Here is a 16,494-nt window from a genome sequence, read left to right as displayed (position 1 = left end):
GGACTTCGCAAGCCCCACGTGCGCGGACGTGGGCACCGATCGCGGGGCTCGCCACCCGTGTGGGACGATAGAGGCGTGGTACGCGGAGATGGTCGTCTCACCCATGAACTTCTGCCCGGCGAGAAAGGCCCGCAGGACGCCTGTGGCGTCTTCGGGGTATGGGCCCCCGGCGAGGAGGTGGCGAAGCTCACCTACTTCGGGCTTTATGCCTTGCAGCACCGGGGCCAGGAGTCCGCTGGGATCGCCACCAGCAATGGGGAGCAGATCCTCGTCTACAAGGACATGGGTCTGGTCTCCCAGGTCTTCGACGATATGGCGCTGCGTTCGCTGACCGGGCACATCGCCCTCGGCCACACTCGCTACTCCACCACGGGGGCCAGCACCTGGGAGAACGCCCAGCCAACGCTCGGGCCCACCTCGTCGGGAACGCTGGCCCTCGGCCACAACGGCAACCTCACCAACACCGGCGAACTCATCGAATTGGTCCGGCAGCGCTACGGCAGCACGGTGCGCGACCGCGCACTCGATGACTGCGCGTCTGACACCACGGTGCTCACCGCACTCCTGTCCGGAGATCCGGAGCACAGCCTCGCCGAAACGGCGATGGAGGTGCTGCCGCGAGTCCGCGGGGCCTTCTCGCTGGCGTTCATGAGCGAGAACACGCTGTACGCCGCCCGCGATCCGCAGGGTATTCGCCCACTGGTGCTTGGCCGCCTCGAGCGTGGCTGGGTGATCGCATCCGAGACGGCGGCGCTGGATATCGTGGGCGCCGCGTTCGTGCGTGAAGTGGAGCCCGGCGAGTTGATCACGATTGACGCCGACGGGCTCCGGGCGCAACGGTTCGCCGCGGCCCAGCCGAAGGGCTGCGTCTTCGAGTACGTCTACCTCGCCCGCCCGGACACCACGATCAGTGGCCGCTCGGTGAACGCGGCACGGACCCAGATGGGACGGTCCCTGGCCCGCGAACATCCGGCCGAGGCGGAGCTGGTGATCCCGGTTCCGGAATCGGGTACTCCGGCAGCGATCGGTTACGCCACCGAATCCGGGATCCCGTTCGCCCAGGGGTTGACCAAGAACGCCTACGTCGGCCGGACGTTCATCCAGCCGAGCCAGACGATCCGGCAACTCGGTATCCGGCTCAAGCTCAACCCGCTGCGGGAGGTGATCCGCGGCAAGCGCCTCGTGGTGGTGGACGACTCCATCGTGCGCGGCAACACTCAGCGCGCGCTGATCCGCATGCTGCGCGAGGCGGGGGCCGCCGAGATCCATGTGCGGATCTCCTCACCGCCAGTGAAGTGGCCGTGCTTCTACGGCATTGACTTCGCCACCCGGTCCGAGCTGATCGCGAACGGGCTCAGTGCCGAGGAGATCGGCCAGGGACTCGGCGCCGACAGCCTTGGCTACATCTCGACCGAAGGCATGATCGCTGCCACCGAGCAACCGGCCGATCAACTCTGCGCCGCCTGCTTCACTGGCGAATACCCGGTACAGGTCGAGGCGCGGGAGGCGGCCGCTCAGCTCGGAGACCAGGATGAGCTCCCGCTCGGCGCACCGGAGGACGGATTGCACTCGCTCTCTGTTGCAGCGGGTGGCTCGGGAGCGCTGGTGCACCCATGAGCGCATCGAACGCTCCCATCACCTACGCCTCAGCCGGCGTGGACACCGAAGCAGGCGATAAGGCCGTCGAACTGATGAAGGATGCGGTCCGGGCCACCCACGGACCACAGGTACTCGGCGGCGTCGGTGGGTTCGCTGGGCTCTACGACGCCTCCGCCCTGACCCGATACCGCAAGCCACTGCTGGCCAGTTCCACCGACGGTGTGGGGACGAAGGTAGCCCTCGCACAAGCCATGGATATCCACGACACGATCGGGTTCGACCTCGTCGGCATGGTGGTGGACGACATCGTCGTGGTGGGCGCGGAACCGCTGTTCATGACCGACTACATCGCCTGCGGCTCCGTGGTCCCGGAACGGATTGCGGACATCGTGCGCGGGATCGCCGCCGCCTGTTCGGTGGCCGGTACTGCGCTGGTGGGCGGAGAGACCGCTGAGCACCCGGGACTGCTCGAACCGGATGAGTACGACGTGGCCGGAGCGGCGACCGGTGTGGTCGAGGCTGACGCGCTTCTCGGTCCGGAACGTGTGCAAGCTGGTGATGTGCTGCTCGCGATGGGCGCCAGCGGACTGCACTCGAACGGGTACTCCCTGGTTCGGCGTGTGATCGCGGTGGCGGGGTGGCAACTGGATCGAGAGGTGGCCGAGTTCGGCCGCACTCTGGGAGCAGAACTGCTCGAGCCGACGCGCGTCTACGCCGCTGATTGCCTGGCACTGGCCCGCGCGCGGGACGTCGGCGTGCATGCGTTCACGCACGTGACCGGCGGTGGTTTGGCTGCGAATCTGGCTCGAGTTCTGCCTGCGGGCCTCGTGGCAGACGTCGATCGCTCATCGTGGGTGGTGCCGCCGGTCTTCGACATGGTGCGCCGCTTGGGCTCAGTGCCTTGGAGCGACTTGCAGAACACCTTGAACCTGGGCGTGGGGATGGTGGCCGTCCTGCCCGCTGAGGGGGTGGAGGCCGCGCGACGGCTCTGCGCCGAGCGGGGTGTTCCCGCGTGGGAACTGGGTGTGGTCCGCTCTGCTGAGGACATCGACCGGAGCGGCGACCTTGGTGAGATCGTCAGCGGCACCAAGGGTGTGCAGGGAGGCGGCGTGCGCCTCCTGGGCGAGTACCGCACCAGCTGAGCGCAGCCCCACCGGTGCCGACCGGAACGATGCCTAGGCGAGTGCGCCGATCAGCAACGTCCGTCACCGCGCGCTGTATCGCGCAGCGGCTGATCAGCCCATTCAGCGAGAAGGAGGCGACTGCCAGTCGTCCTCATCCTCCGCCGGCGGAATGTCGTACCGATCCGCGAGATCGGTTTGCGTCGACGAAGCCAGCTCGCGCTCGAGCGCGTTGTAGTCAGTCTCGGGGCTGTAGTACTTCAGCTTCCGAGCGACCTTCGTCTGCTTTGCCTTCTGACGGCCGCGCCCCATGGCGTGACCCCCTCCACCGTTGGTGCCGGCATCACACCGTCCGAAGACGTAGTGACGCCGGGAATGGTCATATGTCGTGAGTCAACCGTACCCCGTGAATCGGGCCGCGGGCCAACTGGCGCGTGTGAACTACGCCGTTCTGCGAGGAGATTCGTCCTACATAGTGGGACAGATCACTTCTGGCGGCGCGCCACTGAGATTCCGATGATCGCGAGGACGGCAGCAGCGGCCGCCCCTGCGATGCCGAGTGCCTTCGGATCGCCGGCCTTGACGCCCTCGACGAAGGAGGTGGCGCCGTCGCGGGCGCGCTCCTTCAGTTCGGCTGCCTGCTGGCGAGGGTCGACACGGCGGGAGAGGTCGTCGACCGTCTTCGTCAACTCTTCACGGGTGGCGGCAAGGTCTGCCTCGATCTCCGCGACCGTGCGCTTGCGCGTCTGCTCGCCGTCACCGCTCATTTGGCCACTCCCTGCTTGATCGCCTCGACGTCCTTCATGATGTTCTCCTTCGGCTGGGGCGTCGGTGCCCGGCCGAGCACCGACTTGCCGACGAGACCCAGAACGGCCGCGAGCAGCAGGACACCACCGGCCACGATCAACGCCGCCGCCCAGTAGGGCAGCACCGTGGCCAGTGCCAGCATGGCCCCGGTGAGCAGCCAGCCGAGGCCGAACAGGCCGAAGACGGCGGCGCCGGCGAGCAGACCGGCGCCCGCGCGCACGGACTTGCCCTTCTCGGCGATCTGCGCCTGGAGGAGTTGGAGCTCATCGCGGATCAATCGGGACAAGCTCTCCGAGAGTTTCCCGACGAGGGATCCGATCGACGGCTCGTCGGCCGTCCGTGGGGTTGTGCTGCTCTCACTCACCGTTCACTCACCTCTCGCTGTGCCTGGTGCGCACGTCGCCATGCGGGTGCTGCTGCCCCCACCCAACCGTGCCGAGCCGCCTTCGGCAACCCGCAGTCTACGGACCGGGGGCGATGGCACGACCTGTGGTCCACGAGCAGACCGTGTCTGTTTCCGTGGGGTGGCTGCATCATTGAGCCGGTCGCGTCGGTAGTGCTTGCGGGCGGACCGGTGAAGGTCAGGCAACGTGGAACCACTCGCGCACCGCCGCCCGGATCGCGTCCGAGCGTATGGTGATGCCCGCGGCTTCTGCTCGGGCCGTCAGGTGCTCGCTCATGGCCTGTGGGATCACGGCGCGGATGCCGTGACCGCGCAGATGAGCACGAATCGCCCGCGAGGACTTGGCTTGTCGCCACAGACCGCGTCCGGTCGGGTGCGGGGACGCCTGACCGCACGCGCGCCACGGAACTCGTCCAGCAGTGGCAGCAGCGCGGGCGCATCACCGCACTGGCCCGGCGCGAGGGCGATCACCAGCGGAAGGCCGTGGCCGTCGACGCGCTGGTGGACCTTCGTCGACAACCCACCACGAGAGCGACCGATCGGCTGATCGGGCGGCTCAACGGCCGGATCCGTGTCATTCGATCCAGCTCCCTGTGAGACGGGTCAGGTTAGTCGCGTGCTGATGCGCGGGCGATAGTCGAGTCCATCGACACGCTCCAGCGACGGCAGCGCTGTCCGCTCGAGAACGTCACTCCTCGAGGCGCGTCACGGAAGCGCCCGGGATGAGGCGCGCGTCGAGGTGTTCGATTTTCGGTGCGGGGCGCTCGCCCGGTGACTCGATGTGATCGGCGATCAGGCGAGCCGCGTGCGTGGCAATCTTGCGGGTCGGCTGCACGATGACCGTCAGTTTTGGCACGAGCGCCTGGGCAAGCTCCCCGCTGTCGAACCCGACTACTGAGATATCCCGGCCGATGCGCAGCCCCGAGTCGTTCACGGCGGTCACGGCGCCGAGGGTGAGCTCATAGTTCGCGGTGAACAGCCCAGTGGGCCGCGGCCACAGGGCGAGGAGCTCCTGAGCGGCACGATAGCCTGCTCCGATCCTCAGCGGCTCGAGACGCTCCAGTGCCGGGTCCACCTGGACTCCGTTAGAAGCCAGCGCGAGTTCGAACCCCTCCGTCCGCAGGCGCATCGAGGAGATTGTCGGTTCACCGCCGACGAATCCGATACGACGATGACCATGATCGAGGAGGTGCCGGGCGCCGAGTGCTCCCGCGGCCGCATTGTCGAGAAAGACACCGTCGGCGTGGAGGTCGTCGATGTACCAGTCGACCATCACAACCGGCACGCGCGCTGTCGCTGCACGCAGTGCGCGGACGTCGTGCGGTGAGGTGATCGCAATAATTCCGTCCACCATGCGGTCCATCAGCAGGTCGACGGGACTTTCGCTCGGATCGGGGCTGGCTGCCACAATGACGCTGATCCCACGCGGGCGGAGGGCTTCCTCGACACCGGCGACGATCGTCAGGTGGAAGTCGTTGTCCAGTGCCGGAAGCAGCACCCCAACCGTCCGTGACCGTCGAGTACGCAACATCCGAGCGTGCTGATTGGGCCGGAAGTCGAGCTCGCGCGCCGCTGACTCGATGGCTTCGCGGTTGGCTTCCAGAACGTTTCGCCCGTTGTAGTACTTGGATATCGTGGCAAGCGAGAGTCCCGTGGCTCGCTGGATGTCCTTGTATGTCGTCACAGCCCCGTCTTCCTGGTGTTGCCCCCACAGCCCCAATGATTGTCGATATCTGAGTGTCGCGTGCGCTCAGCGTAATCCAGCGCCAGCTCGGTGCGAATCGTTTCGTCCGAGAGGGCCCCGATATCGACCCGCTTTATGTCCACCGGATTGGACGGGCGGAACGTCGTCGCCCAGACAGCCGGACTGTCGGAGACATTCCATCGATTCCGCCACGGCCAGGAGCAATAAGTGGGCCGGCGCGTAGCCCAGCGGTCGGCGCCCATCCTCGATCCTTGTCGAACGGCTCCGGGCGACATTCTGATGGGCGCAGTCGCGGTGCTCCTGGGGAAGAGAGGCGCCGAACTCCTTGAATGGCACGAAGCGCAGCCTCCTCCCGGTGCACGATCCTCTGCGGCGTCGAGGTCATCGCCGTTTCGGATGTGACGCGTTGCGTGATCGGCGACGGCATCAACTTCATCACGGCGACGCTCGAGTTCGACACGGGCGCCGTCGGGGTCATGATCACGAACTGACGGGCGGACGGAGGGCGTTCGGCGTTGAAGTCCACGGGTTGGGGATCATAGCGGAAGGCGACTTCGAGATCGGCGGCACCGTCTGGGACGCCGATGGATCGGAGGAGCTGGATGCCGCCGAAGTGTCGGGATCGCCCGACCTCCACGTGCGCGGGCTTCCGTGCCAAGAGCGCCGAGTTCATCGAGGCGGTGCGCTGAAAGCGATGACCGTCGCCGAACCTAGCCTTGCGCACGATCTGTCGAAGGAGACGGTGAGAGCGAAACGTTTAGTGCTCGAGGACACCTATTGACTTCACGTATCCGCGCTCGTAAGGTCGCGTCGACGGCGTAACGTTTCGCTCTGCACTCAAGGAGGAGTCCATGAAGTCACAGTTCAGCAATACGAGGAGCCGGAAACGCGCAGGCGTCTCCAGCGCAGTCGCGGGAGTGCTCGCTCTCGGCCTCGCTGCCTGTACAGGAGGCAGTAGTGAAGGCTCGGGCCTCGACGGCGACACGCTCGAGATGTACACGTGGATCGGCGGCGAGGCCGACAGGCAGCAGTGGAGCGACTACATCGCCGGAGGGGTGCAGGCCGACCCGGAGATGCAGGTGAGCTTCTCCGGGCCGCCGATCGGCGACTACTACACCAAGCTACCCACCGTGATGAGGAGCAGCAGCGCGCCTTGCCTGGTCACGTTCCAGAACGGCCGGGTCAACCCATACGTCGACGGGCTGGAGCCCCTGGACGACCTGGTCGAGGAGAACAACCTCGACCTGTCGGCCTACAGCTCGGCGATGCTCGAGCAGCTCAGCGTTGACGGCGAGCTCTACTCCATCCCGTTCAACACCGGGCCCACCGTGATCCTCTACAACAAGGAGATGTTCGAGGACGCCGGCGTGGCCGAACCGACCAACGACTGGACGATCGACGACTTCATCGCGGCAGCGGAGGCGACCACGAGGGACGGTGTGTACGGCTTCGCGATCCCCCAAGCTTCGAACCCCATCGCAACCCTCATGGCGGCCGATGGTCACGCCTGGGCGGACGAGAATGGTCCGCTGCTCGACGACCCGAACTTCCACGACGCGCTGCAGCTGCTCGTCGACCTGGCCAATGAGTACGAGGTCGCGAGGCCGCTCGAAGCGGCCGCGGGCGGGACTTTCCCCGATATTGACGCATTCAACACAGGCCAGGCGGCCATGATGATGCAGGCGCTGTGGGCTCTGCAGGGCGCGCAGGAGTCTCTCGGCGAGGACAACGTCGGCATCGCCGTCATTCCGAGCGAGAGCGGCGCCTCCCAGGGGTTCATCGGCGGATCGGGCTTCGCCATCACGAAGACCTGTGGTGACAAGCAGAAGGCGTTCGAGGCCATCGAGGCGATGACGAGCGAGATCGGACTTGAGTTCGTCACCGAATCGCAGGCCTCCGTGCCGGCGCGGCTCGACGCGCTGGACGCCTGGTCCGTCAATGCCGGATCGCCGGAGTTCGCCTCGGTCATCGAGCAGATGACCGAGAACGCGACGCCCTCGCCGGTACCGTCCAACCAGGCTGAGCTCGACACGCTCCTGACGCAGTACGAGGTGGAAGCCTTCTCCGGTGAGAGCACGGTCGACGAAGTGCTGCAGCAGGTGAGGGCTGGCCTCGAGCAATGACGTTCGTGCGTCTGGACCGTGCGGAGGAAGAGGTCGCCGGCGGGGCCATCGCCCCACCGGACCGCCCGAGGGGCCGGTTTCGCCGCCGGCCCCTCGAGGGCCCTCGCTGGGTGGGGTGGGTCTTCGTCCTCCCCGGCCTCATCGGGCTCGTGGTGTTCATCGTCCTACCGCAGGTCGCCTCGCTGATCCTCGGATTCTCTGACTCGACTCTGCTGGGAGGCACCCAGTTCACGGGCGCGGAGAACTATGCCCGGCTGCTGCGCGACTCGCAGTTCCTCAACAGCGTCGTGGTGACGGCGATCTTCGTGCTCGTATATGTCCCGGCGAATATCGTGGTCTCGATGGCGATGGCGATGTGGCTGAAGACCCGCATCGCAGGCCGCAACTGGATCCGTGTGATCTTCCTGATCCCGGCACTGTCACCAATGGTGGCGAACGCCGCGGTCTTCCGATTGCTTGTCCAGCAGGATGGCGCCGTCAACCAAGGTCTGGCGGCGATCGGGCTCGAGCCGATCCCCTGGCTCAGCGATGGCAATTGGGCGCTGGCCGTCGTGATAGGCGTGTCAGTCTGGCAGACGTTCGGTTACAACATGATCGTGCTCGGCGCGGGCCTCGACTCGATCAGTCCCGATGTCATCGCGGCATCAAAGATCGACGGCGCTGGCCGGTTCCGCCGCCTATTCTCGATGACGCTGCCGCTGGTCAGCCCGGCCCTGTTCTTCACCACAGTGCTGACCGTGATCGGTGCCTGGCAGACCTTCGCCCAGGCCTACGTGATCACGGGCGGGGGCCCGGGCAACAGCACGATGACGATCATGCTGTACCTCTATCAGACGGCTTTCACGAACAGTCAGCTCGGTTACGCGTCGGCCATCGCAACCGTGCTGTTTGCGATCATCGCGATCTTCACGCTGTTCCAACTCTGGGGACAGAGGAAGTGGGTTCACTATGGCTGATCACCAGCTACCGGTCTCGGGTTCACACTGGCGTCGCCGGGGACGGACCGTCGGGTTCGCCGCCAACACCACGGTGGCGTGGCTGTTCGCGCTCGTGTTCTCGTTCCCGCTGATCTGGACGTTCTTCACGGCGCTGAAGCCGGCGAACGAGGTGTTCGGCGCCCGGATCAGTTTCATCGGCTCGGAAGTCCTCTGGTCCAACTTCGTGGATGCGTGGACCGAGGTCAACTTCGGGCGCCTGCTCATGAACAGCCTGGTCGTAGCCGCCATCTCGACCGTGCTCATCCTGATCGTCGCGACCTTGACTGCGTTCGCATTCGCGCGGCTGCGATTCCCCGGCCGGAACGCGATCTTCTTGCTGTTCGTCATCACGTTGACGCTGCCGAGCGAGGTCGCCGTCGTGCCGATGTTCCTCGGATTCGACCAGGCAAGGCTCGCCGACACCTGGTTCGCGCTCATCATCCCTGGCCTGTTCGGAGCCTTCGGAGCGTTTCTGCTCCGGCAGTTCATGCTCCAGATCCCGGGGGAGCTGGAGGAGGCTGCCCGGCTCGACGGAGCCTCGACGTGGCGCCTCCTGATCAGCGTCATCGTTCCGCTGGTGCGACCGGCCCTGTCGGTGCTGGCGATCTTCGCCTTCCTGGGCAGCTGGAACAGCTTCCTATGGCCGCTGATCATCCTCAACAGCTCCGATAAGTGGACGATCCCCATCGGGATCGCCGGATTCACGACGCAGACGGGCACGCAATGGGAGCTGCTGATGGCGGCATGCGTGATGACGATCGCCCCCGTGGTCGTCGTGGTCGTCATTGCCCAGAGACAACTGGTGGCTGCGATCGGCGCAGGCGCCTTCGGCGGCCGTTGAGCCCTGACGAACGGAGACGTGTGCACCTCGAACCGCTTGACACCACGACCCTGCAGGCACCGGTCGACGTGTCGGACAACCGTCCGGCGCTCGCGATGGTGGATGCCGTCATCGAATCCGGGCCGTACGACGCCACCTGGGAGTCGCTGTCTCGCTATCGCGCTCCGCAGTGGTACCGCGATGCCAAGTTCGGCATCTTCCTGCACTGGGGAGCCTTCTCCGTGCCGGCGTTCGGCAACGAGTGGTACCCCCGGACGATGTACCAGCGAGGCACGCCCGCGTTCGAGCACCACGTGGCGACGTACGGACCGCATGATCAGTTCGGCTACAAGGATTTCCTTCCGCATTTCCGGATGGAACGCTTCGACCCGGAGGAATGGGTCGCGCTGTTCAAGCGCGCGGGCGCGCAGTTCGTGGTGCCGGTTGCCGAGCATCACGACGGCTACGCGATGTACGACACCGCGCGCTCGCGCTGGAAGGCGACCCAGGTGGGCCCGGAGCGCGACGTGGTGGGAGACCTCCTGGCGGCGGTGGACCGTGCCTGGCTGATCACCGGCGCGTCGACCCACCGGGCGGAACACTGGTTCTTCATGAACGGGGGAGCGGAGTTCGATTCCGACGTCCGCGATCCCGCCTACGCCGACCTGTATGGTCCCGCGTTGCGCAAGGAGATGAACCCTACCGAGCGGTTCCTGGAGGACTGGCTGCTGCGCACCGTCGAGATCATCGACTCCTACCGGCCGCAGATTCTCTACTTCGACACCGGAATCGAGGAGCCGTCGTTCGAGCCCTACATCCGCAGACTCGCCGCGTACTACTACAACCGGGCGGCGGAGTGGGGGCGCGAAGTCGTTATCAACTACAAGTGGGACTCGTTCCGGGCCGGTTCCGCAGTGCTGGACATCGAGCGCGGCACGATGGGCGGCATCCGGCCCGACGTCTGGCAGAACGACACGTCGGTGTCGCGGACGTCGTGGAGTTGGGTCGAGGGGCACGACTACAAGGACGCCTCCGAGCTCATCCAGGAGCTCGTCGATGTCGTCGCGAAGAACGGGAACCTGCTGCTGAACGTCGGTCCACGCCCCGACGGGACCATCCCCGAGGAGGAGGCTGCGTTGCTGGAGGCGGTCGGCGACTGGTTGGCCGTGAACGGCGAAGCGATCTACGGTTCCGGCCCGTGGGTCGTTTTCGGCGAGGGGCCAACGGCTCCTGCCGCCGGCTCGTTCACCGACGCCGCAGCGGCCGTTTACACCGCGGAGGACATCCGCTTCACGACCATGACCGAGGTTGGCCACGAATATGTCTACGGGATCGGGCTCGTCCGTCCGGAAAACGGCCGCATGCGGATCCGAGGCTTCGGCTCGGGCAGCCGCTTCATCGACCGTCCGATCATCGATGTGCGGGTCCTGGGTTCGCGGGAACAGCCGGAGTGGACTCGCACGGTCGACCAGCTAGAGGTCGTGCTGCCCGACTCCGCGACGGCAGGTCCCGGCGGTGCCGTGGTGCGGATCGAATTGGCGCCAAAGGCTGCCGAGGCGCGCACCGACTTCTTCCACGGCCTGAACCTCTAGCGGCGATGCGAGCCATCGTGATGGACGGACCCGGCCGCGGCTCGGTCGTCGAGGTGCCCGATCCGCTGAGCTGGGCCTGATGGCGGTACCGCGCGAAGTGACCTTCCGTGTCGCGTCCACCCAGGAGAGCGCCGTGCTGCCCGGGATCCCGCGACCGGTGCAGTCGGGCTACCTCGACATCGATTCGTTCGTCACGCTGCGCGTCGACCTTCCCGACATCGGTGCCGCCTTCGATGCCATTGATCGTGGCGAGTCGTCAAGGCGACGGTGCGGCTCAGCTGAAGCGCCGATCGCCGAGACACGCCTCAACGAATGAAACGGAGATTGCAGACATGATCGAGATCGACAGCGTGCCGACCCGGCGCCTCGCGAGTGGGGCAGTGATGCCCGCGATCGGGATGGGGACCTTCGGGTCCGACCGCTACACCGCCGAAGAAGTGGCTGCGGCCGTCGGGGGCGCGATCCGGGCCGGGTACCGCCTGATCGACTGCGCATCGGTGTATGGCAACGAGGCGGAGGTCGGCGCCGTCCTTCAGGAGGCAATCGCAGGCGGTGTACCCCGCGACGAACTCTTCGTCATGTCGAAGGTGTGGAACGACGCGCACGGGCCGGAGGCAGCGATCGCCTCGGTCCATAGGTCGCTGCGCGATCTCCGACTCGACGTGCTCGACGCGGTGTTCGTGCACTGGCCGTTCCCGAACCATCACGCACCGTTCGCCGACGCTGCCGACCGCGACCCGGACGCACGCCCGTACATCCATGAGGAGTACATGGCGCTCTGGCGGGCGCTCGAGGGCTTAGTCGACGAGGGATTCGTACGGCATCTCGGAACCTCGAACGTCACTATCCCCAAGCTTACGGCGATCCTCGCCGATGCGCGGATCCCTCCGGTGCTGAGCGAGATGGAACTGCACCCATGCTTCCAGCAGCCCGAACTCTTCCGGTTCTGCCTCGATCATGGAATCCAGCCGGTGGGCTACTCGCCTCTGGGTTCGCCGTCGCGACCCGAACGCGACCGCATCGTCTCGGACGTCTCGGATATGGAGCATCCCGTCGTGGTGTCGATCGCCCGCGCGCACGGGGTGAATCCGGCATTGGTCTGCCTGAAATGGGCGGTTCAGCGCGGGCAAGTCCCGATCCCGTTCTCGGTGAAGGAGTCTCAGTTCGTCGCCAACCTGCGGGCGGTGATGGAAGACCCGTTGACGCCCGCCGAACTCGAGGAGCTGCGATCGGCGGAACAGAACAACCGCCTCATCAAGGGCCAGGTGTTCCTGTGGCCGGGTGCCGACAGCTGGCTCGAACTGTGGGACGTCGACGGCACGATCCCCAGCTGGGACGGCTACGTCGCAAATCGCGCCGCCAGCCGCGTAGCAGCGGATGTCACCGCATGATCACCGGTCCGCTCGTCCATCCTCCACTCTTGGAGGCGCTCGCATCGTCGGGCCACGGCTCCGGCGTGCTCATCGCCGACGGGAATTACCCGTACCTGACCGCCACCGGACCAGGCGTGCGCTTGATCCATCTCAATCTGCGTCCCGGGCTACTCGACGTCACGTCGGTGCTCGACGCCGTGCTCACCGTCGTCAACATCGAATCGGCAACCGTCATGCAGACCCCGTCCGATGTCTCTGCCTCGGCGCAAGACGAGTACGCCCGCAGCCTGGGCGCCGAAGTGCCTGTGGAAAAGGTCGACCGGTTCGCATTCTACGACCGCGTGCGCTCTCCGGATGTCGGCGTTGTCATCGCTACCGGGGACGAACGCCTCTACGGAAATCTGCTGCTCACGATCGGTCTGCGCTGAGAAGCGGCTTGAACAGCCACACCTGAACACTTGTCCGGATACGAGGAGACAATGAAAGCGACGCCCGACTGGAGCGACCCCGCCATCTACGAGTGGGGGAGTGAGCCCGCTCACGCCACGCTCGTGACGTATGACACGCTGGCGCAAGCGATGCGGGCCGATCGCTCGGCATCGGCCTTCCAGATCAGCCTCGACGGAGACTGGAAGTTCCGGTGGTCACCGAACCCAGAATCGCGCCTGCCTGATTTCGCGGACGAGAACACTGACGATTCGGGCTGGGATTTGCTCCCGGTTCCCTCGAGCTGGCAACTGCACGGGTACGACTACCCGATCGGGGTCAACACGGTCCTGCCATGGACCGGCGAGAACGGCAAGAACGAGCAACCCGCTCCCACCGGCGACTACCCGCACGCCCCGACGCGCTACAACCCAGTCGGACAGTATCGGACGACTTTCGAGCTCCCTGACGGCTGGGCCGGCCGACAGACGTTCATCCAGTTCGAAGGCGTGGAATCGGCGTACTACGTGTGGATCAATGGCCAGTGCGTCGGATACCGCGAAGACAGTTATACCCGTGGCGAATTCGACCTGACCCCGTACATGCACAGCGGTCGCAACGTGCTGGCCGTCGAGGTGTACCGGTGGTCCACAGGGTCCTACCTGGAGAACCAGGACAATGTGCGGCTCTCGGGCATCTTTCGCAGTGTGCTTCTGCTCTCTCGCCCACCGGTCCTCATTCGGGACTTCACGGTCAGAACTCCGCTCGCTGACGACTTCTCTGAGGCGGCTCTCGAGCTGGGTGCCGAAGTGCGCGACTACTCCGGCACGCGCACCGGGGAGGACTTCCAGGTCCGGGCGACGCTCTTCGACGGAACGGATGCGGGGGCTGTCGAAGTCTGGTCGCGATCCACGCCGGTTGGACCGTTGGCTCCCGGGCGAGATGCATCCGCGGCGCTGACGGAGCTAGTGGTGTCGCCTCGTCTTTGGTCCGCTGAGTGCCCAGAGTTGTACACACTGGTCGTCGAGCTCTGCGACGCGAATTCGTCGGTCGTGGACCGCGTATCCACCCGCGTCGGCTTCCGCCGAGTCGAGATCGTCGACGGCGTGTACCGGATCAATGGGCAGGCGATCTCTCTTCGCGGTGTCAACCGGCACGAGTGGAATCCGCGAACAGGTCGCACCCTCAGTTCGGCCGACATGATCGCTGATATCACTCTGATGAAGCAGAACAACATCAACGCCGTCCGCACCTCCCACTATCCGAACGACCCGCGGTGGTACGAACTCGCCGACGAATACGGACTGTACGTGTTCGACGAAGCGAACAACGAGACGCACATCAACCGCGTCGACGCTGACGGGCGACCGAATATCCCGGGTGATCGCCCAGAGCTTCGGGCGCCCCTGCTGTGGCGGATGCGGAACATGGTCGACCGGGACAAGAACCACGCCTGCGTGATCGCCTGGTCGATCGGCAACGAGTCGGGAGTCGGCTCGAACCTGGCGGCCATGTACGACTGGGCCAAGGGGAGTGATCCGACTCGCCCCGTGAGCTATCAGGATGCGACCGGCTCCGGCTCGCCGATCGTCCCCTCGGACAGCTCCGATTTCGACGGTGACTTCTACCCGCCGGTGGCCGAGCTGATCAACCGGGCCAGCCGCGATCCGAGGCCCTACCTGCTCATCGAGTACGCGTTCAGCCAGGGGAACACGTCTGGCTACTTGGACGAACTTTGGGCGGCCATCCGTGAAAATCCGGGTCAGGTACTGGGTGGCTTCCTCTGGGACTGGGCCGACAAGGGGCTGTGGTGGGAGGTCCCGGGACGGCCGGGTGAGGAATTCCTCGCTTACGGCGGCGATTGGGGCGACGATCCCAACGAAGAAGGCGCACACATGAGTGGCCTGCTGCTTTCGGACCGAACACCGACACCGAAGCTGGAGGAGGCCAAGCTGGCCTACCAACCAGTGAGCATCACCCTTGTAGACCTGAACACGTGGACCATCAGGATCACGAACGAGTACCTGTTCACGAACTTGGACGGGCACAGACTGCAATGGGCGATCACAGAGGACGGACATGCGATCACAAGCGCAACGATCCCTGGCTATCAGCTCTCGGTAGGACCCTTGCAGAGCGCGGACATCACACTCTCATGCTCGTTGCCGGAACAGCTGCGGGCCGGTTCCGAGTACCGGCTGGAGCTCTCGATCGTTCTCGACGGTCCTACGTCTTGGGCGGAAACGGGCCACATCGTAGCCAGGGCACAAGTTGCGCTTCCCGGCGTTGCTCCCACACTCTCGCTCCTTCCGTCGGCGGAGCTGGCCTCGCCGCAAGTCCGCCAGACCGAGGAGATGATCGAGGTCGCGGGCGAAGGCTACGCGGTCAGGATCGACCGCTCCACCGGCCGCCTGACGTCTTTGCGATACGACGACCGCGAAATGCTGGCAAGCGACCTGACGCCGAACTACTGGCGTGCCCCGAATGATCCGGAGCTGTCGATACCTGAATTCAGAGCGACCCTGCCGGAGCCATCTGGGCCGTGGCGCGGCGTCGGTGAAGACTGGGCTATCAGCGGGATCGAATCGTCGTCCATCCCGGGTGGTGTCCGCGTCACCGTGCGCGGAAGCGTGACCACCACGATCCCGTTCCGTCCCAGCCAACGCCTCACGACTTCGCCTCAGTCGATCGTCTACACGATCTACGGCAACGGGCAGGTGGATGTGCTGTCAACATTCGAGCCGGTACCCGGTACCCCCAACCCGCAGGTCGTCGGGACGATGTTCGGGCTCCGGGCCGAGTTCGCAACCATCGAATGGTATGGCCGTGGCCCGTGGGAGTCGACCGCTGACCGGCGGAGTTCGGCCTTCTTCGGACGCTACTCGGGATCGATCGCGGATCAGGTCACCCGATACAGCCGACCGCAGGATAGTGGGAACAAGGCCGACACCCGCTGGGCTGCTCTTACCGACGATGCCGGTAGGGGAGTGCTGCTGGTGGCTGAAGGAAGCATGTACCTCAACGTCCAACCGAACAGTCCGGCTGAACTGACCGGACACCGTCACTGGCACGAGGTGCCGGAATCGTGGCGGACTGTCGTACGCGTAGACGCTGCTCAGGAAGGCGTCCAAGGTGGCAATTGGGACCAGCTGACGCGCCCGGACAAGTACAGCAACACGCCAGCCAAGGGGCCATACAGTCTCCTCTACCGGATACTTCCTATTCGCGAAGGACGGGATCCGGCAGCTTTGGCAACGCAGTGCGTGGAGACCAACCTCCCGTATTCGTGACCGAATTCCCCGACTTCCAGCCCTACCTTTGGGGCGCTGAACGATGGATCCACGGGCCCGTGCGTCACGTGATGCTCGCCGCGGCGATGGTCGTGGAATTCCGCCGCGCCTTCCAGGGCATGGGGCCAGCGGAGGCTGCAGAGTTGGCAGGCGATTTCGCCCTACAACGCTGCGACATCCGCACCAGACTCGCCGACATTCTCCGAGCAGACGGCCGGCAAGGCGTCGTCGACGAGTGATCGGGACCGCCGTTCCCCA

At 65.5% G+C, this 16,494-nt stretch carries 17 protein-coding genes and 1 pseudogene; 13 read left to right on the top strand and 5 right to left on the bottom strand.

Annotated elements, in window-relative coordinates; translation table 11 throughout:
* Positions 1–75: 75 nt before the first annotated feature.
* Together purF and purM are read left to right on the top strand one after the other, a co-directional pair.
* Positions 76–1,617 (top strand): amidophosphoribosyltransferase, encoded by a 1,542-nt coding sequence (gene purF / locus LQF10_RS16430; protein ID WP_231064884.1) that lies wholly within the window; start codon positions 76–78, stop codon positions 1,615–1,617.
* Positions 1,614–2,741: a phosphoribosylformylglycinamidine cyclo-ligase gene (gene purM / locus LQF10_RS16425; RefSeq protein WP_231064883.1), complete on the top strand. Its 1,128-nt coding sequence runs from the start codon at positions 1,614–1,616 to the stop codon at positions 2,739–2,741. Before purF ends, purM begins: the two co-directional genes overlap by 4 nt.
* A gap of 102 nt (positions 2,742–2,843) precedes the next feature.
* Here the strand turns inward: purM and LQF10_RS16420 are convergent, their stop codons facing one another.
* From LQF10_RS16420 to LQF10_RS16400, 5 genes and pseudogenes are all read right to left on the bottom strand, one after another.
* Complete coding sequence (locus LQF10_RS16420) at positions 2,844–3,032, bottom strand: DUF3073 domain-containing protein (protein ID WP_231064882.1); 189 nt, start codon at positions 3,030–3,032, stop codon at positions 2,844–2,846.
* Between the two features lie 173 nt (positions 3,033–3,205).
* Positions 3,206–3,487: a DUF3618 domain-containing protein gene (locus LQF10_RS16415; RefSeq protein ID WP_231064881.1), complete on the bottom strand. Its 282-nt coding sequence runs from the start codon at positions 3,485–3,487 to the stop codon at positions 3,206–3,208.
* Entirely contained in the window at positions 3,484–3,891 is a 408-nt protein-coding gene (locus LQF10_RS16410) for a phage holin family protein (RefSeq protein WP_231064880.1), read from the bottom strand. Before LQF10_RS16410 ends, LQF10_RS16415 begins: the two co-directional genes overlap by 4 nt.
* Before the next feature lie 318 nt (positions 3,892–4,209).
* A pseudogene (locus LQF10_RS19535) lies at positions 4,210–4,589 on the bottom strand (transposase); the annotation flags it as partial.
* Positions 4,590–4,618: 29 nt separating this feature from the next.
* Complete coding sequence (locus tag LQF10_RS16400; protein WP_231064879.1) at positions 4,619–5,614, bottom strand: LacI family DNA-binding transcriptional regulator; 996 nt, start codon at positions 5,612–5,614, stop codon at positions 4,619–4,621.
* 350 nt (positions 5,615–5,964) lie between these two features.
* Here LQF10_RS16400 and LQF10_RS16395 point away from each other — a divergent pair, with 350 nt between their 5' ends.
* The 11 genes from LQF10_RS16395 to LQF10_RS16345 all read left to right on the top strand — a co-directional run bounded on the left by LQF10_RS16395 (position 5,965) and on the right by LQF10_RS16345 (position 16,475).
* Entirely contained in the window at positions 5,965–6,126 is a 162-nt protein-coding gene (locus tag LQF10_RS16395) for a hypothetical protein (RefSeq protein ID WP_231064878.1), read from the top strand.
* A 38-nt stretch (positions 6,127–6,164) separates the two neighbouring features.
* Positions 6,165–6,416, top strand: a complete 252-nt coding sequence (locus LQF10_RS16390) for a hypothetical protein (RefSeq protein WP_231064877.1) — start codon at positions 6,165–6,167, stop codon at positions 6,414–6,416.
* A 70-nt stretch (positions 6,417–6,486) separates the two neighbouring features.
* Positions 6,487–7,758 (top strand): ABC transporter substrate-binding protein, encoded by a 1,272-nt coding sequence (locus tag LQF10_RS16385; protein WP_231064876.1) that lies wholly within the window; start codon positions 6,487–6,489, stop codon positions 7,756–7,758.
* Positions 7,755–8,714, top strand: a complete 960-nt coding sequence (locus LQF10_RS16380) for a carbohydrate ABC transporter permease (RefSeq protein WP_231064875.1) — start codon at positions 7,755–7,757, stop codon at positions 8,712–8,714. Before LQF10_RS16385 ends, LQF10_RS16380 begins: the two co-directional genes overlap by 4 nt.
* Positions 8,707–9,576: a carbohydrate ABC transporter permease gene (locus LQF10_RS16375; RefSeq protein WP_231064874.1), complete on the top strand. Its 870-nt coding sequence runs from the start codon at positions 8,707–8,709 to the stop codon at positions 9,574–9,576. The genes LQF10_RS16380 and LQF10_RS16375 overlap by 8 nt, the downstream gene beginning before the upstream one ends.
* A 20-nt stretch (positions 9,577–9,596) precedes the next feature.
* Positions 9,597–11,147, top strand: coding sequence for an alpha-L-fucosidase (locus LQF10_RS16370; RefSeq protein ID WP_231064873.1), 1,551 nt, complete (start codon positions 9,597–9,599; stop codon positions 11,145–11,147).
* Positions 11,148–11,280: 133 nt separating this feature from the next.
* Complete coding sequence (locus LQF10_RS16365; RefSeq protein ID WP_231064872.1) at positions 11,281–11,463, top strand: hypothetical protein; 183 nt, start codon at positions 11,281–11,283, stop codon at positions 11,461–11,463.
* A 16-nt stretch (positions 11,464–11,479) separates the two neighbouring features.
* Positions 11,480–12,538 carry an aldo/keto reductase gene (locus LQF10_RS16360; RefSeq protein ID WP_231064871.1) on the top strand — a complete coding sequence of 353 codons (1,059 nt, stop codon included), beginning with the start codon at positions 11,480–11,482 and terminating at the stop codon, positions 12,536–12,538.
* Positions 12,535–12,948: an RbsD/FucU family protein gene (locus LQF10_RS16355; protein ID WP_231064870.1), complete on the top strand. Its 414-nt coding sequence runs from the start codon at positions 12,535–12,537 to the stop codon at positions 12,946–12,948. Before LQF10_RS16360 ends, LQF10_RS16355 begins: the two co-directional genes overlap by 4 nt.
* Positions 12,949–12,999: 51 nt before the next feature.
* A complete protein-coding gene (locus LQF10_RS16350) occupies positions 13,000–16,236 on the top strand; it encodes a glycoside hydrolase family 2 TIM barrel-domain containing protein (protein ID WP_231064869.1) in 3,237 nt (1,078 codons plus the stop codon).
* A complete protein-coding gene (locus tag LQF10_RS16345) occupies positions 16,233–16,475 on the top strand; it encodes a hypothetical protein (protein ID WP_231064868.1) in 243 nt (80 codons plus the stop codon). Before LQF10_RS16350 ends, LQF10_RS16345 begins: the two co-directional genes overlap by 4 nt.
* Positions 16,476–16,494: the final 19 nt, after the last annotated feature.

Source organism: Ruania halotolerans, from assembly GCF_021049285.1.
Lineage (GTDB): Bacteria > Actinomycetota > Actinomycetes > Actinomycetales > Beutenbergiaceae > Ruania > Ruania halotolerans.
The sequence above is the reverse complement of the archived record's forward strand: the minus strand, read 5'-3'. Positions and strand labels throughout refer to the sequence as shown.

Bases quoted from the DNA above. Each gene is read 5' to 3' on its own strand.
- LQF10_RS16385 (WP_231064876.1), top strand. From the start codon at position 6,487: ATGAAGTCACAGTTCAGCAATACGAGGAGCCGGAAACGCGCAGGCGTC.
- LQF10_RS16360 (WP_231064871.1), top strand. From the start codon at position 11,480: ATGATCGAGATCGACAGCGTGCCGACCCGGCGCCTCGCGAGTGGGGCA.
- LQF10_RS16355 (WP_231064870.1), top strand. From the start codon at position 12,535: ATGATCACCGGTCCGCTCGTCCATCCTCCACTCTTGGAGGCGCTCGCA.
- LQF10_RS16350 (WP_231064869.1), top strand. From the start codon at position 13,000: ATGAAAGCGACGCCCGACTGGAGCGACCCCGCCATCTACGAGTGGGGG.
- LQF10_RS16375 (WP_231064874.1), top strand. From the start codon at position 8,707: ATGGCTGATCACCAGCTACCGGTCTCGGGTTCACACTGGCGTCGCCGG.
- LQF10_RS16420 (WP_231064882.1), bottom strand. From the start codon at position 3,032: ATGGGGCGCGGCCGTCAGAAGGCAAAGCAGACGAAGGTCGCTCGGAAG.
- LQF10_RS16380 (WP_231064875.1), top strand. From the start codon at position 7,755: ATGACGTTCGTGCGTCTGGACCGTGCGGAGGAAGAGGTCGCCGGCGGG.
- purM (WP_231064883.1), top strand. From the start codon at position 1,614: ATGAGCGCATCGAACGCTCCCATCACCTACGCCTCAGCCGGCGTGGAC.
- LQF10_RS16415 (WP_231064881.1), bottom strand. From the start codon at position 3,487: ATGAGCGGTGACGGCGAGCAGACGCGCAAGCGCACGGTCGCGGAGATC.
- LQF10_RS16395 (WP_231064878.1), top strand. From the start codon at position 5,965: ATGGCACGAAGCGCAGCCTCCTCCCGGTGCACGATCCTCTGCGGCGTC.